Genomic DNA, 14,709 nt, shown 5'->3' with positions numbered 1-14,709 from the left:
GCGCCGGGCTGCGGCGCGGTCGTCACGTCGTCGGGTCGGTCAGGGCGTCCGGGCGGTCGCGGGCTCGTCGGTCTGCTCGCGTCCGGCCACGGAGTGCCGGTAGGAGTACACCGCATAGATGACGACGCCGATGACAAGCCACACCGCGAACCGCACCCAGGTCAGCGCGGTGAGGTTGAGCATGAGCCAGATGCAGGCGACGCCCGCGATGATCGGCAGCGCCGGGGACCACGGCACCTTGAAGCCGCGGGCCAGGTCGGGCCGACGCCTGCGGAGGATCGGGACGCCGAAGCTGACGAGGACGAACGCCGACAGCGTGCCGATGTTGATCATCTCCTCGAGGAGCTCGACGTCGGACAGGCCTGCGATCAGCGCGACCACGATGCCGGCACCGATCTGCAGGCGGGCGGGTGTCCGGAACCGCGGGGACGTGCGGGACATGCCGCGCGGCAGCAGCCCGTCGCGGCTCATCGCGAACACGACGCGCGTCAGGCCGAGCAGCAGCACCATGAGCACCGACGTGAGGCCCACGAGGATGCCGACGCTGATGATCCGGCCCGCCCAGTCCGCGCCGACCAGCACGAACGCCGTCGTGAGGGACGGCGAGTCCGACGCGGCGAGGTCGGTGTACGACACCATCCCGGTGACCACGATCGTCACGAGGATGTAGAGCACGGTCACGACGGCGAGGCCGCCGAGGATGCCGCGCGGGATCGTGCGCTGCGGCTCGTGCGCCTCCTCCGCGGTCGTCGCGACGACGTCGAAGCCGATGAACGCGAAGAACACGAGCGCGGCGCCGGACAGGATGCCCATCACGCCGTACATCGAGGGGTCCATGCCGAGCAGGAACGCGGTGAGCGGCTGCTCCAGGGAGGACGCGCCCTCGGCCGGCTGCGACGGCGGCACGAACGGCGAGTAGTTGGCGGCGTTGACGTAGAAGAAGCCCGCGACGATGACGAACACCGTGATACCGACCTTGATGATCGTGAACACGCTGTTCACGCGCGCGCTGAGCTTGGTGCCGATCGCGAGCAGCGTCGTGAAGATCGCGACGATGACGACGGGCCCCCACTCCACGTCGACCGGGCCGAGCTCGAGCGTCGTCGGCACGTCGATGCCGAAGAGCCCGAACGCGTCGGACAGGTAGACGCCCCAGAACTTCGCGATCACCGCTGCGGCCAGCAGCATCTCGAGGATCAGGTCCCAGCCGATGATCCACGCGACGAACTCGCCCATCGACGCGTACGAGAACGTGTACGCGGAGCCTGCGACGGGCAGCGTCGACGCGAACTCGGCGTAGCACATGATGGCGAGCGCGCAGACGATCGAGGCGATGACGAACGACAGGATGACCGCGGGGCCCGCGTAGTTCGCGGCGGCCGTCGCGCCGACCGAGAAGATGCCCGCGCCCACCGCGACGGCCACGCCCATGATCGCGAGGTCCCAGGCGGTGAGGTTCCGCTTGAGGTGGCGGTCCGGGTCCTCCGCGGAGGCGAGCGAGTCCTCCACGGACTTGCGTCGGAAGATGCTCGTCGACGTCGCCATCTCAGCCCCTTCGCCGGCGTGCGCTGACGTGGGACAGCATGCCGGGGATGCGTGTGCTCGGCACCCCGGCACGAGCGGCCTGTGGACACCGACGCGCGCTTCCGGGGCTGTGGACGGCTCAGTGTGTCAGCGGGTCGGACTCCCCTCCCGGGACCTGCGCACCATGCGGAGCACCGACGCGTCGACCACTGTCGCGAGCGCCGCACCCAGCCCGTACGCGAGCAGGTCGACCGGCACGAACGTCGTCCCCACGACGAACCGGCTCACCGGCACCGCCTGCACCAGCGCGGCCGGCGCTCCCGTCAGCTGCGCGAGCTCGACGGCGACGCACACGGCCGTCGCGACCGCGCCCGCCCGCCACGGCGCGACCCGGGGGCCCACGAGCAGCACGAGCACGTAGACGAGCGCCGCGTACAGCGCGTCACCCGTCGGATCGGCGACCGGTCCGGTCGCCCGCGTCGCGACGAGGAGCCCGGCGGCGACGACGACCGCGGCGGCCAGGAGCAGCGAACGGCGAGGTCGGGCAGGCACGCGCACACCCTAGGCAGGGCCGCGCGTGGCCCGGCCGGCGAGCGCGTGGAGGCACGGTGCAGGTCGGACGGACGATCGGCGCAGGCGGGAGCCGCCCCTCGGACCGCGAGACGGTCGCCGCACCCGACCTCGAGCCGACACGAGCAGGATGCGCCGCCGCTCGGGCTGGATGAGAGCGTGGCGCGACGGTGCTCCGGGCGGCGCGGACGTCACGCGGACGTGCAGGTGTCCGACGTCCCCTCGTAGACGGCGATCTTGCCCTCGATCGCGAGCAGGTGCGTGGCGACCTCGTCGAGCTGTGCACGGACGCGGTCCCGGTGCGCCCGCAGGAGTGCGAGCCGCGCGTCCTCGTTGCCCTCACCCGCGCGGACCAGGTCGGCGTACAGCCGGATCTCGCGCACCGGCATGCCCGTGGCCCGCAGCTTCGTGACGAGCCGGATCCACCCGAGGTCCTGCTCGGTGTACCGGCGGTGGCCGGACGCGGCCCGGTCGACGTTGTCGAGCAGCAGCCCGTCGCGCTCGTAGTAGCGCAGCGTGTGGGCCGTGAGGCCCGTGGCCTCCGCTGCCTCGGCGATGCTCAGGCTGACGCGCTCCGCGACGACGCTCATGGGTCCGATGGTGGCGCTTCGAGCGCACTCGAAGTCAAGACCACGGCCACGGTCGACGCCGAGCGGTCCGCTCGCTCCGCCGACCCGCCCTCGGCTCACCCGTCCTCCGCCCGCTGCGCCGACCCACCCTCGGCTCACCCGCCCACCGGCCGCTGCCCGACCCACCCTCGGCCCACCGCCCGCTGCGCCGACCCGTCGTCTGCGCCGGCCGCCACGCGTCGAGGCCCGGCTCACACCCCCACCCCGCGCTCAGCCGACCCGCCCACAGCCCGCTCATGAGGAGTCTCATCCACCGCTCGCGACGGCGACGGCTCGAGCCCGCCGATCGCGGCGGAGGCTGCCTCCATGACCACGCGCGCCCACAGGCATTGCACGAGCCCTCCGGTGGGCAGGAGCCGTCCGGCCCGCGGTCGGCACCCCCGCCCCCGTGCCCTTGGTCGCGCCCACGCCCACGCCGCGTCCGCGAGCGGGCTCGCCGCGTCGCGCATCCGGGCGGTGCGTCGGCACCTGCGCGCGCGTCGCACGTCGGTCGGCGTGCTCGTCCTGTGCGTCGCGCTCGGGACGGGGATCCCGGCGTGGACGCAGGCGCGCTCGTCGGCGCGCTACCCCGTGCACCCCGACGACCTCACGGTCGCGCGTGCCGCGCTCGCGGCGCTCGACGTGCGCGGACCGCCGCCGACCGACCCGTACGACCGTGACGCGTTCGGGCAGGCATGGGCCGACGTCGACCGCAACGGCTGCGACACCCGCAACGACGTCCTGCGGCGCGATCTCACCGACGTCGTGACCAAGCCCGGCACGCGCGACTGCCTCGTGCTCAGCGGGACCCTCGACGACCCGTACACCGGACGTCCGGTGGCGTTCGTGCGCGGTACGGCGTCCGGCGACGTCCAGATCGACCACGTCGTCGCGCTCGGGGACGCGTGGGCCGCCGGTGCGGCCGGGTGGACGGACACCGCGCGGACCGCGTTCGCGAACGACCCGGCGAACCTGCTCGCCGTCGACGGCGGGACCAACCAGGACAAGGGCGCCGCCGACGCGTCGCAGTGGTTGCCGCCGAACACGGGGTACCGCTGCGCGTACGCCGTGCGGCAGGTGCTCGTGAAGTCCGCGTACGACCTGTCCGTCACGCGCGACGAACGGCGAGCCCTCGCGCACGCCCTCGGCGGGTGCGCGACGACGTGAGAGCGCAGGACCCGACGGCGAGACGGCGGGACGTGCAGAGGGCCGAAGACGAGCGGAGGCAGGAGAACGCGCAGAGGCAGAGAGGGCGTGTTGTGCCGGGTGGGTCTCAGGCGAGCTGGAGGCCGATCAGCCACGCGCCGCCGAACGCGAGGCACGCGAGGCAGACGAGGAGCAGGACACCGACCCAGAAGAGCCCCGGCAGGTGGGTCAGACGGCCCAGCATCCCGGCGTCGGAGACGTCGGAGCCGCCCCGGCGCCGGACGCGTCGCCGCCCGGACTGCATCTCGAGCACCGCCCGCGGAGCACCGAGGAGGAAGAACCACGTGACCAGGTAGGCGAACGTCGACTGCACCGCCGCCGAGCCCCACACCGTCACGCCGACGAGCACCGCCGCGCTGACGAGCACGGACCACAGGCCGTACCAGTTGCGGATCTGGACGAGCACGAGCGCCACGACGACCACGAGCAGCCAGAGGAGCGCGACGGCGTAACCCTGCGACAGCAACCACGCCGCACCGAGCCCGAGGAGCGCCGGTGCGGGGTAGCCCGCGGCGGCGGTCGCGACCATGCCGGGACCGCGGGGCTTGCCGACCGAGACCGTCAGGCCGGAGGTGTCGGAGTGCACCCGGATGCCGGACAGGCGTCGCCCGACGAGCACGGCGACGGCCGCGTGACCGGCCTCGTGGACGATGGTGAGCGCGTGCCGCGTGAGATGCCAGAGCTGCGGCACGACGAGCGCCAGCAGCACGACGGCGGCGGTGACGACCACGACGGCCGTGTCCGGCACGGGCAGCGGTGTGGTGACCGACTGCCACGTCTCGTTCCACCAGTCCACGGCTCTCCTCGGCGTCCCGCCCGCAGCGTGTCCGCAGGCAGGGGGACCCTACCGGCGGCGCCTCAGGGCTGGGCGGTGAGCGTGACGTCCTCGCCCGTGGCGGTGACGCGTGCACCGTCGGGGACGACCTGCACGCTCGAGAGCACGAGCCCCTCGGGCAGGCCCGTCACCGGGACCTCGAGCCCGCGGAGACGGGACGCGACGCGCTCCGGGAGGTCGTCGACCGTGATCGTCAGCCCGCCCAGCGACATCTGCCCGACGTCGACGAGCAGCCGACCGCTCTCGACGCGCGGCTCGAGGGCCGCCGACAGCGCGACTCCGAGCACCTCGCCCGACGCGACCAGCGAGTCGCCGTCGACCGCGACCGTGACGTCGAGCTCCGCCTGCTCCGCGACGACCTGCTCGATGGTCGCCGTCGGAAGGGTCCCGGTGATCGAGCCGGTCGCGACCGTGTACGGCTCGGACGTGCTCACGCCCTGCGCGTCGAAGGTCACGTCCGTCGCGGTGAGACCGCCGTCGAGCGTCACGCCGTCGACGCTGCCGGTCACGTGGTCGAGCGAGCCGGCCAGCACCTGCGTGAGGAACGGGAACCCGTCGATCGCGACCGTCGGGGTCCCCGTGACGTCGAGGTTCGCCTGGACCGACTCGGCGGCGCGCCGCTCGGCCGTCGACGCCGCGACCCGGTCCGCGACCACGACCCCCGCGGCGAGCACCACGACCGTCGACACGACGACCGCGACCGCCCGCCCGCTCATCGGCCCGCCCCGGCCATGAGCACGGCCGCCTCAGGCGCTACGTGCACGGCGGGCGCAGGTGCGCGGCTCGGGTCGGGGGTGGTCATGGGCTCGGTCCGGGTGTGCACGCGCCCACCGTAGGGGCCCTGAACTCGGCGCACATCCGCAGGGCGCGCTCACCAGGTCCACCCGCGTGCGGCGAGCTCGACCTCCTCGCGGAACCGTTCGGCCGGGTCGCCCTTAGGGCGCGGGAGCACCTCGACCCCCGCCAGCCGGCACGCCTCGGCGAGCAGCTGGTCGTACGCGAGCTGGGACGCGATGATCCGCTCCGCCCGCGCGAAGGTGTGCGGGTCGAGCTCGAGCTCGCGCACGTGGTCCGCGACGGCGCCGAGCCGCTCCTGGACGCGCAGCGCGTCGAACGGGTTGGGCGGCACGGGGCGTACCGGACGCAGCCGGTGCGCCCAGCCTTCGAGCCGGTCGGCGAGCACGACGCGCCACCGCGGCGGCTCGTCGGCGCCGGGGAGGAGCGACCACAGGGCGCTGAAGACGAGCGCCGGCACGAAGAGCACTGCGGCCAGCAATACCCACGACATCGTGAGGTCCTTCGTCGACGCTTTCCCCCAGGCTAGGTGGCGCATGTGACGCACGCCACAGGTTCGGACGAACTGCCGAACCGCGGCCTGGTCGACCTGCACGAGACCTCCGCCGCGGGTCGTCCCGCCCGGGCGGGTCGACCGACCGACACCCGCTCCGCGCCTCCCCCGGGCGCGGGGCGGTCATCCCGACCGGCGGGCGCGCGGGTTCGCGCTTCTGTCCTGCGAGCACTTCCGGGTCTCGACGGGCGAGCGCTCCGAGGGCTCGAGCCGCGAGCGCGTCGGAGGCTCGCGTGCCGTGGGCTCCGCGCGTTCAGCCGGCGCGGACCGTGAGGGTGCTCGGACCGTGCGGGGTCGGGCGGACCTCGATGCGATCGGGGATCGCCTGCTTGAGCGTCTCGACGTGCGACACCACGCCGACGACCCGTCCGCCGGCGCGCAGCCGGCCGAGCTCCGCGAGCACCTGGTCGAGCGTGTGCGGGTCGAGCGAGCCGAACCCCTCGTCGACGAACAGGGTGCCGAGGTCGATCCCGCCCGCCTCGGCGCTCACCACGTCGGCGAGCCCGAGCGCGAGGCAGAGCGAGACGTAGAAGGTCTCGCCTCCCGACAGGGTGCGCGGGTCGCGCGGGTGCCCGGTCCGGTGGTCGACGACGCGCATCGACAGACCGGTGCGGCGCGTGCTGACGTCCTCCTTCACGTCGCTGCGCACGAGCTCGTACCGCCCGTCGGACATGCCGAGCAGCCGGTCGTTCGCGGCCGCGACGACGTCCTCGAACCGACGGGTGAGCACGTAGGTGGCGAGCGAGAGGGCGTGCGCGTTGTCGCTACCGGTCCCACCGGCGACCGCGGCGAGCCGTGCGATCGGCGCGTGGTCGGCGGTCCGCTCGACGAGCACGCGCGCGGCTGCGGCGACCGAGGCGGTGGCCGCCTCGACGGCGTCGGCCCGGTCGCGTGCGCTGCGCGCCTCCCCGGCTGCGGCCTCGTGGTCGAGTCGCGCGACGCGCTCGACCTCGCGTGCGGCGGCCAGGTCGACCACGAGGTCGTCGGGCAGGTCCGCGAGCGTGCCGTCCGCGAGGCCCGCCTGCACGCGCGCGACCGCGGCGAGGTACGCCTCGACGGTCGACGTCAGCTCGTTGAGCACCGCGGGCTCCAGGAGGGCGTCGCGCGCCTCGTCGGCGTCCGCGAAGCCGTGCTCAGCCAGCGCGTCGGCGAGCTCGGTGCGGCGCACCGTGTCGTCGGTGTGCGCCTGCTCGACGGCGACCAGCGCGTCGGCGAGCGCGCCTGCGGAGGCGGCCCGTCCCCGGAGCGCGGCGTGCCGGGCGGCGACCGTCGGGTGGCCGGCGCGCGCCTCGACCACGTCGGCCTCGGCCGCGTCGAGCTGCTGGACGAGCGCCTCGACGCGCACCTCGGCGGCGGCGAGCGCGGTGACCGCCTGCTGCCGCTGCTCCGTCCGTCGGGAGGTCTCCGCGTCATGGCCCTCGACGTCGCGGGCGAGGCGTTCGGCCTTCGTGACAGCCGCACGGGCGGCGGCCAGCGACTCGTGCGCCGCCGAGAGCCGCGTCGCGACGTCCTCGGCCGTGGCGCCGTCGACCTGGCGGACCAGGGCGGCGACCTGCTCGGCGCACCGCACGACCTCGGCCTCGGCCGTCCGCACGTCACGCTCCGCGGCGACGCGCGCGTCCTCCGCCTGCTGTACCGCGTCCGCGGTGACGTGGTCGACCCCGAGCGCGGCCTTCGTCGGGTGCTCGACGGCCCCGCACACCGGGCACGGGTCGCCGTCCGCGAGCGCCGATGCGAGCTCACCGGCCAGGCCGGCGATCCGCGTGGTCCGCAGCGCAGCCTCGGCCTTGACGGCGCCCGCGGCGGCGCGTGCCGTGACCGCCAGGTGCCGCTCCGCAGCCGTGTGCCGATCGGTGACGTCGTCGAGCGCGACGAGCGCGGCCGCGACCTGCGCGAGCGCGTCGACGGCGGCAGCCCTCTCGGGCACGCACGCGGCGAGGTCCGCTGCCGCGCGGTGCGCGTCGACGAGCGCGGTCCTCTCGTGCGCGCGCGTCGCCAGCCAGGTGTCGTGCACGGCGATCTCCGCACGAAGGTCGTCGACCGTCGCGCGGAGCGCGCGCACCTCCTGCCGACGGGCCTCGAGCCCGGCCTCGACCGCGACGAGCCGCTCCACGGCTGCCGCCTGGCCCACCGACTCCTCGCGCGCCGCGTCGAGCAGCCGACGTCGCTCGACCGTCGGCGGCACCGCCTCGACCGTGAGGTCGTCGAAGAGCGTCGGCTGCGCCGATCCGTCGGTCCCGCGGTCCGCCAGCCGGGTGCGCCCCGCCCGGACACCCACCGACTCGCCGGTCGTCGCTGTGCCTCCGCGCGACAGAGCGACGGCCTCCTCGGCGCCAGGCGGTGACCCGTCGGGATCAGCAGCGTCGGGCCCGGACCACCGCGCGAGGCCCGCCAGGTCGGAGGGTGCCGCGTCGATCGCGGCGTCGAGCGCCTTGACTGCCGACTCCAGGGCGACGCGCGCGTCGTCGGACCGGCGGAGCAGCGGCCGCACGGCCTGCGCGGCACGTGCGGTCGTGAGGCGCGCCTGAGCGTCACGGTGCACGGGCGCGGCCACGTCGAGCGCGGCCTGCTCGGCGCGGAGCGTGTCGCGGCGGCGCAGCAGGTGGTCGGTGCGGGTCGCCTCGTCGAGCGCCGTGCGCGCGTCGGCGCGCCGATGCTCGGCGGACGACGCCCTGGCCTCGGCGGCGACCGCCGCGTCGGTCACGGTGGCCGTGAGGGCCCCGACGGCACCGTCCACCGCGTCGACGGTGCCCGTGGCGACGGCCTGGTCGAGCTCGAGCCGGAGCGCGTCGGCCGCGTCGCTGTCGAGCCGCGCCGCGCCCACGAGGTGCGCCGCGGCGGTCGTGAGTCCGGCGCGTGCGGTCGTCACGGCCTCGGCCGACTCGCGCCGCAGCTCGACGAGCCGCCGGCCGATCCGGTCGTACACCTCGGTGCCGAAGATCTTCTGCAGGAGCGCGCGACGCTGCTCGGGGTCGGCGCGCAGGAACCGCGCGAACTCGCCCTGCGGCAGCACGATCGTCTGCACGAACTGGGTACGGTCGAGCCCGACCACGCGCTGCAGCTCGGCACCGGCCTCGTCCAGCCGGGTCGACAGCACCTCGCCGGTGGGGACGTCGTCGAGGTCGCCGCTGCCGTCGTCGTCGGGCGCGAGCCGCCACAGCGTGATGGACGGCTGCTGCCGCACGGTCCCGGTGCCGCGCTTCTTGGGACGGTCGTAGCCGGGGCTGCGCCGCACCCGGTACACGCCCGACGCGACCTCGAAGGTGAGGTCGACGACCGTCGGGACGTCGTCGGCGGCGTAGGCGGACCGCAGCCGGTCGTCGCTCGCGTCGGCGGACGCGACCTTGCCGTAGAGCGCGAACACCACGGCGTCGATCAGGGTCGACTTGCCCGAACCGGTCGGGCCGTCGAGGAGGAACAGCCCCGATGCGGCGAGCGCGGCGAAGTCGACGGTGTGCCGACCGGCGAACGGCCCGAGGGCCTGCACGGTGAGCGTGCGCAGCTGCATCAGGCGCTCCGCTCCGCGGCCAGCACGTCCTCGTAGGCGCGGCGCAGGACGTCGATCTCGACGTCCGTGGCGTCGGCGCCCGTGACGTGCCGGACGAACTGCGCGGCGACGTCGACCGGGTCGTGCGCCGCGGTCACGAGCGTCGCGCCCGTCGACCGCACGTGCTCGGGAGCACGGTGCTGGACGACCAGGGCGTGCGGGAACCGCTGCGTGACGCGGCGGTAGAGGTCGGTCGGGCGGTGCGTGTCGGTCACGGTGACGCGGACCCAGTCGTCGACGTGCGGCTCGCCCGCGGCGCCGAGCAGGTCGTCCAGCGTGCCCGTGACCTCGGCGAGCCGGCGCGCGACGGGCGCGGGCACGAGCTCGACGGACGGCTGGTCGCCGGAGAGGTCGACCAGCGCGGTCGACTTCGTGTGCCGCAGCTCGGAGAACGAGTACGCGAGCGGCGACCCGGAGTACCGCAGCGTGGTGCCGTCGGGGCCGGCGACCCGCTGCGGGCCGTGCAGGTGGCCGAGCGCCACGTAGTCGACGCCGGCGAACGCACCGGCGGGGACGTGCTCGACGCCGCCGACCGCGAGGTCGCGCTCGGACTCGCTGGACACGCCGCCCACGACGAACGCGTGCGCCGCGACGACGCTGCGGACACGCCGCCCACGACCCACCGAGCGGCGTGCGTCGACGTCGGCCCGCACCCGCCGCATCGCGGCGCCGACCACGGCCTCGTGCGACCGCGCCGGCACGCGCCGCTCGCCGTCGGGGCCGTCCTCGGTCAGCGCACCGCGCACGGTGTCGGGGTCGAGGTACGGCAGGCCGTAGACGAGCAGCTCGCCGTCGTCGGACCCGAGCGCGACGGGCTCGTGCAGACCGGCGACGCGGGTGCGCAGCCGGACGCGCTCGCGCATGAGCGCCGACCCGAAGCCGAGGCGGGTCGCGGAGTCGTGGTTGCCGGACGTCACGACGACGGTGGTGTGCTCCGACAGCCGCGCGAGCGTGTCGGACAGGAGGCTCACGGCCTCCACGGGCGGGATCGCGCGATCGTACACGTCGCCCGCGACGACGACGGCCGCGACGGGCTCGGCGCGCACGACCTCGACCAGGTGGTCGAGGTAGGCCGCCTGGTGGTCGAGGAGGTCGACCCCGTGCAGCGTCCGACCGAGGTGCCAGTCGGAGGTGTGCAGGATCCGCATGCCGAGGACGCTAACCGCCGCGTCCGACACGACGGCCCAGGCGGTCCGGAGCGTCGTGGACGCGCGCGTGTGATCCCGGGCTGTGGACGGCTCGCGCCCGCCGCGCGGTCGCCGGGTCAGCCGCGCCTGGAGCGCGGCCGGTGGGTCAGGCGGGCTCGGGCACCGCGAGGGGCGGCTCGGCGGCGAACTCGTCGCCCATGCCGATCATCTCGAGCACGTCGCGCAGCACGCGGTGCGGGTCCTGCAGCGTCACGGGGATGCCGGCCTCGCGGGCGGCGAGGTGCAGCTGGAGGACGAAGGCGATGCCGGAGGAGTCGATGAACGTGGCGTGCGTGGTGTCGACCACGACGGGGTCACCGCTGATGAGGGCGCGGGCCATGGTCGCGCTCGCCTCGTCGCGCAGCGCGGCGTCGACCTCCCCGACGAGGACGACGACCGTGCGGCCGTCCTGCTCGTCGACCCGGATCGTCCCGGCGGCGGCGGTGTGGTCGATCAGCTCCATGGCTCCTCACTCCTGCACGTCCGGACCAGGGGGCCCGGCGGCCTGACGACGGTATCTGCCATCGCCGACGCCGCCACTCGAGAGCCCCAACGGCCGCCGGTCGAGATACGTTCCCCGCGCGCCGCGCCCGTTCCGCGGTGTTCGTCAAGAATCGACCGCTCGCCACGTCAGGTCAAGGCTGAGTCGGACGCCTGTACAGCACCGGTCAAAGATCGACACAAGTCCACCCCGCACCGGTCAACGCGCGGTCAGGCCTCCGGCTCGGTGACGTCCGCCACGGTCGCGTCGAGCGCGCGCACCAGGTCCGTCCCGTCGACTGTCGCAGCGACGCCGTGCGCACCCGCCCCGATCGACACCGACCGGTCCGGGACGCGCGAGTCGGCGACCACCGGCCACGCCGTCAGGGACCCGAACGGTGTGATCGTGCCGCGCTCGTACCCGGTGACGTCACGTGCGGTCGCCGCGTCCGGCATCGAGAGCCGGCTCACGCCGAGCAGGGCGCGCAGCTTGGGCCACGAGATGGTCCGGTCGCCGGGCACGAGGACGAAGAGGAAGTCGTCGTCACCGCGCCGCACGACGATCGTCTTGACGACGGCGGCGGGCTCGACGCCCCGCGCGGCGGCGGCCTCGGCCAGCGACCGCACGGGACCGTGCCGGGTGATCGCGTACCCGATGCCGGACGCCTCGAGCGCCGCCGCCGAGCGCCGCTCACCGTCGGACACCTCGCGCGCCTCGAACACCTCGCGCGCCGCGCCCGCGGCCGCCTCCTGCACGTCGCCGGACCCGGCCGTCTCGCTCATCCGGCCACTGTAGGGGCGTCGGCCCAGCGCGCACGTCCCTCCTGCACGACGAGGTGCGGCCCCGTCCAGCGTCGCCGCAGCCACCGGTCGTGCGTCGCGACGACGACGGCGCCGGGCGACACCTCGAGCGCGTCGACGAGCTCGTCGGCGAGCCGGACCGACACGTGGTTGGTCGGCTCGTCGAGCAGCAGGACGCCGGGCGTCCGGGCGACGAGCAGCGCGAGCACGACGCGTCGACGCTGCCCGACGGACAGCTCCCGCAGCGGCCGGTCGACGTCGCGCGGCGCGACGAGCCCGAGGTCGACGAGCCGCACGGGAGCGGGCAGATCGGCCGTCACCGCGTCGAACAGGGCCCGGGGGGTGCGCGCGTCGTCGGCGAGGCCCACGTCCTGCTCGAGCAGCGCGACCTCGACGCCGCGCGCCCGCTGCACCGACCCGCGCGCCGGGGCGAGGTCGCCCGCGAGCAGGTGCAGCAGCGTGGACTTCCCCGCACCGTTCGGGCCGCTCACCAGCACCTTGGTCCCGGCCGCGAGGTCCAGCGACGGGACGACGAGCCGCCCCGGCACCTCGGCGTCGCGGACCTGCAGCACGAGCCCGCCCGCCGCACCCGACCAGGACGCCGGCACCGCGAACCGCAGCGGCGGCGGAGGCTTGCGGACGTGGTCGCGCGTGAGCTCGTCGAGCCGCCGCTGCGCGTCGCGGACCCGCCGCGACACCTGCTGCTCGACGCGCGCGCCCTGCGCGTCGTAGTCCATCTTGAAGTTGTTGCCGAGCTCGCGGCCGTACCCGACCTGCCGGGCGGTGACCCGCACCGAGTGCCGCAGCCGCGCCAGCTCCTCGCGCTCGTCCTTCCACCGCTCCTCCCAGCGTGCGCGCTCGACGCGCTTGGCCGCGAGGTAGTCCGTGAACGTGCCGCCGTACCGCGTCGGGCCGTCGAGCGACGGGTCGAGGTCGAGGATCTCGGTGCACGTCTCGTCGAGGAACACGCGGTCGTGGCTCGTCAGCACCACCGCGCCGCGCAGCGCCCGCAGGGCACCCGCGAGGTACTCGGCGGCCGCGTCGTCGAGGTGGTTGGTCGGCTCGTCGAGCAGCACGGCAGCAGGGCTGCGGACCAGCAGCGCCGCGAGCGCCAGCCGCGAACGTTGGCCCCCGGACATGCGCACCGTCGGACGGGACGGCTCGACGTCCGCCAGGCCGAGCCCGACGAGGGCCAGCTCCGCCCGCCGGTCGGCGTCCCACACGCCCGCCAGCTCGGCGGCCAGGAGCGCGGCCGCGTACGCGTCGTCGGCACCGGGGACGTCGTCCGCGAGCGCCGACGACGCCCGTTCGAGCGCCTGCTCGACGGCCCGCACGTCCGCGAGCGCGGCGGCCATGACGTCGGCGACGGTGTCCGTCGCGGCGAAGGTCGGCTCCTGCGTGAGCAGCTCGAGCGCGGCGGGGCGGGTCACGTCGCCGCTGTCGGGCGGCTCGACGCCCGCGAGCAGGCGCAGCAGCGTCGACTTGCCGATGCCGTTCTCCCCGACGACGCCGAGGCGGTGGCCGGGGTCGACGTCGAGGTCGACGCCGGACAGCACGGGACGCCCGTCGTAGGAACGGGTCAGGGCACGGGCACGGAGGACTGGGTTCATGCGATCACCACCGGGGTGCGCCGGCGTCGTGGCAGCACGACGGGCGCGGGAGTCGGGAGAGGGACTCGGCGCGGTGGTCAGATCAGCACCCGGGCACGGTAGGCAGGGTGGCCGCGGGCGCGCCACCCCATTTCCGCCGCCCCGCGCTGGGGCGACGACGCGAGGGGCGGGCGCCCCGGCGGCGAGCGCCCCTCACGCCGACCCCTGTCCGGTGGCCTCACCAGGCGCGACGCACGAGCATGGCGGCATGCCGACCACCCCCGGACGTCGCCCGTGATCGCGAGCCTGCTGCTGGGCGTGCTCCTCATGAACGTGCTCGCGCTCGGGCTCGTCGTGGCCCGCGGCCCGGTGTTCGGCACGCGCGTGTACCGGCCGATGCTGCTCAACCTCGGGCTCTCCGCGGCACCGCTGCTGGTCCTGCTGCTGTCGTACGCGCTGATCTTCCTGATCCCGGTCGGCGTGCCGCGCTCCGTCGTGCTGCCGCTCGTCGGCATGCTCCTCCTCGTCTGGCTGCTGCTCCTGCCCAACGCGGGCTACCTCGTCACCGAGCTCAACCTCAGCCACCGGCGCGACGGCGACGGGGTGCCGATGTGGTTCGACGTCGTGCTCGTGATCTCGCTCGCGATGGCCGGCGTCCTCAACACCGTGCTCAACGTGCTGCTGGTGCAGCTGGAGTTCGCGATCACGCGGCACGGCGACACCGCCTCGTCCCTGCTCGCGGGCGACACGCTCGTGCTCGTCGCGGTGGTCCTGCTGCTCGTGTCGTTCGGCATGTACCTGGGCCGGCACCTGCGCCTCAACAGCTGGGACGTCGCGCGGCCGTGGCGGGTCGTGAGCAGGACGGTCACGCACCTGCGCGAGCCGCGCGCGGCGGGTCAGGCGACGGCGTTCACGCTCCTGTACGCGCTGTTCTTCGCCGTCATGTACGTCGCCGTCGCGGGTCCCGTCATCCAGGCGCTGGTGCTGCTCGAGCAATGAGCGCGCGGGCTGCGC

Annotated in this window: 13 protein-coding genes; 2 read left to right on the top strand and 11 right to left on the bottom strand. The window is 74.9% G+C overall.

Annotated elements, in window-relative coordinates; all coding sequences use genetic code 11:
- Positions 1 to 39: 39 nt before the first annotated feature.
- From KOV94_RS12670 to KOV94_RS12660, 3 genes are all read right to left on the bottom strand, one after another.
- Positions 40 to 1,545, bottom strand: a complete 1,506-nt coding sequence (locus KOV94_RS12670) for an amino acid permease (protein ID WP_124341766.1) — start codon at positions 1,543 to 1,545, stop codon at positions 40 to 42.
- 126 nt (positions 1,546 to 1,671) lie between these two features.
- On the bottom strand, positions 1,672 to 2,076 hold the full coding sequence (locus KOV94_RS12665; protein WP_124341767.1) for a DUF2809 domain-containing protein: 405 nt from the start codon (positions 2,074 to 2,076) through the stop codon (positions 1,672 to 1,674).
- Between the two features lie 209 nt (positions 2,077 to 2,285).
- A complete protein-coding gene (locus KOV94_RS12660; RefSeq protein WP_124341768.1) occupies positions 2,286 to 2,684 on the bottom strand; it encodes a MerR family transcriptional regulator in 399 nt (132 codons plus the stop codon).
- Between the two features lie 495 nt (positions 2,685 to 3,179).
- Here KOV94_RS12660 and KOV94_RS12655 point away from each other — a divergent pair, with 495 nt between their 5' ends.
- Positions 3,180 to 3,869 carry an HNH endonuclease family protein gene (locus KOV94_RS12655; protein ID WP_308160522.1) on the top strand — a complete coding sequence of 230 codons (690 nt, stop codon included), beginning with the start codon at positions 3,180 to 3,182 and terminating at the stop codon, positions 3,867 to 3,869.
- 106 nt (positions 3,870 to 3,975) lie between these two features.
- On the opposite strand, the gene KOV94_RS12650 is transcribed toward KOV94_RS12655, so the two are convergent.
- The 8 genes from KOV94_RS12650 to KOV94_RS12615 all read right to left on the bottom strand — a co-directional run bounded on the left by KOV94_RS12650 (position 3,976) and on the right by KOV94_RS12615 (position 13,716).
- Complete coding sequence (locus KOV94_RS12650) at positions 3,976 to 4,704, bottom strand: M50 family metallopeptidase (RefSeq protein WP_124341770.1); 729 nt, start codon at positions 4,702 to 4,704, stop codon at positions 3,976 to 3,978.
- Positions 4,705 to 4,766: 62 nt separating this feature from the next.
- On the bottom strand, positions 4,767 to 5,459 hold the full coding sequence (locus tag KOV94_RS12645; protein WP_124341771.1) for an LmeA family phospholipid-binding protein: 693 nt from the start codon (positions 5,457 to 5,459) through the stop codon (positions 4,767 to 4,769).
- A 155-nt stretch (positions 5,460 to 5,614) separates the two neighbouring features.
- The gene (locus KOV94_RS12640; protein ID WP_124341772.1) at positions 5,615 to 6,031 is read right to left on the bottom strand and encodes a hypothetical protein; all 417 of its coding nucleotides are present in this window, start codon (positions 6,029 to 6,031) and stop codon (positions 5,615 to 5,617) included.
- A 313-nt stretch (positions 6,032 to 6,344) separates the two neighbouring features.
- Positions 6,345 to 9,599 carry an AAA family ATPase gene (locus tag KOV94_RS12635; RefSeq protein ID WP_218052230.1) on the bottom strand — a complete coding sequence of 1,085 codons (3,255 nt, stop codon included), beginning with the start codon at positions 9,597 to 9,599 and terminating at the stop codon, positions 6,345 to 6,347.
- Positions 9,599 to 10,786, bottom strand: coding sequence for an exonuclease SbcCD subunit D (locus KOV94_RS12630; protein ID WP_218052229.1), 1,188 nt, complete (start codon positions 10,784 to 10,786; stop codon positions 9,599 to 9,601). Before KOV94_RS12630 ends, KOV94_RS12635 begins: the two co-directional genes overlap by 1 nt.
- Before the next feature lie 145 nt (positions 10,787 to 10,931).
- Positions 10,932 to 11,288, bottom strand: a complete 357-nt coding sequence (locus tag KOV94_RS12625) for an STAS domain-containing protein (RefSeq protein WP_124341775.1) — start codon at positions 11,286 to 11,288, stop codon at positions 10,932 to 10,934.
- Positions 11,289 to 11,536: 248 nt separating this feature from the next.
- On the bottom strand, positions 11,537 to 12,088 hold the full coding sequence (locus tag KOV94_RS12620) for an aminoacyl-tRNA deacylase (protein ID WP_124341776.1): 552 nt from the start codon (positions 12,086 to 12,088) through the stop codon (positions 11,537 to 11,539).
- Positions 12,085 to 13,716 carry an ABC-F family ATP-binding cassette domain-containing protein gene (locus KOV94_RS12615; RefSeq protein WP_218052228.1) on the bottom strand — a complete coding sequence of 544 codons (1,632 nt, stop codon included), beginning with the start codon at positions 13,714 to 13,716 and terminating at the stop codon, positions 12,085 to 12,087. Before KOV94_RS12615 ends, KOV94_RS12620 begins: the two co-directional genes overlap by 4 nt.
- Before the next feature lie 273 nt (positions 13,717 to 13,989).
- On the opposite strand from KOV94_RS12615, the gene KOV94_RS12610 reads away from it, so the two are divergent.
- The gene (locus KOV94_RS12610; protein ID WP_124341778.1) at positions 13,990 to 14,694 is read left to right on the top strand and encodes a DUF1361 domain-containing protein; all 705 of its coding nucleotides are present in this window, start codon (positions 13,990 to 13,992) and stop codon (positions 14,692 to 14,694) included.
- Positions 14,695 to 14,709 lie beyond the last annotated feature (15 nt).

Source organism: Cellulomonas algicola (genome assembly GCF_019024305.1).
Classification (GTDB): Bacteria; Actinomycetota; Actinomycetes; order Actinomycetales; family Cellulomonadaceae; genus Cellulomonas; species Cellulomonas algicola.
Note: the sequence above shows the minus strand (reverse complement) of the source record. Positions and strands in the feature narration are given on the sequence as shown.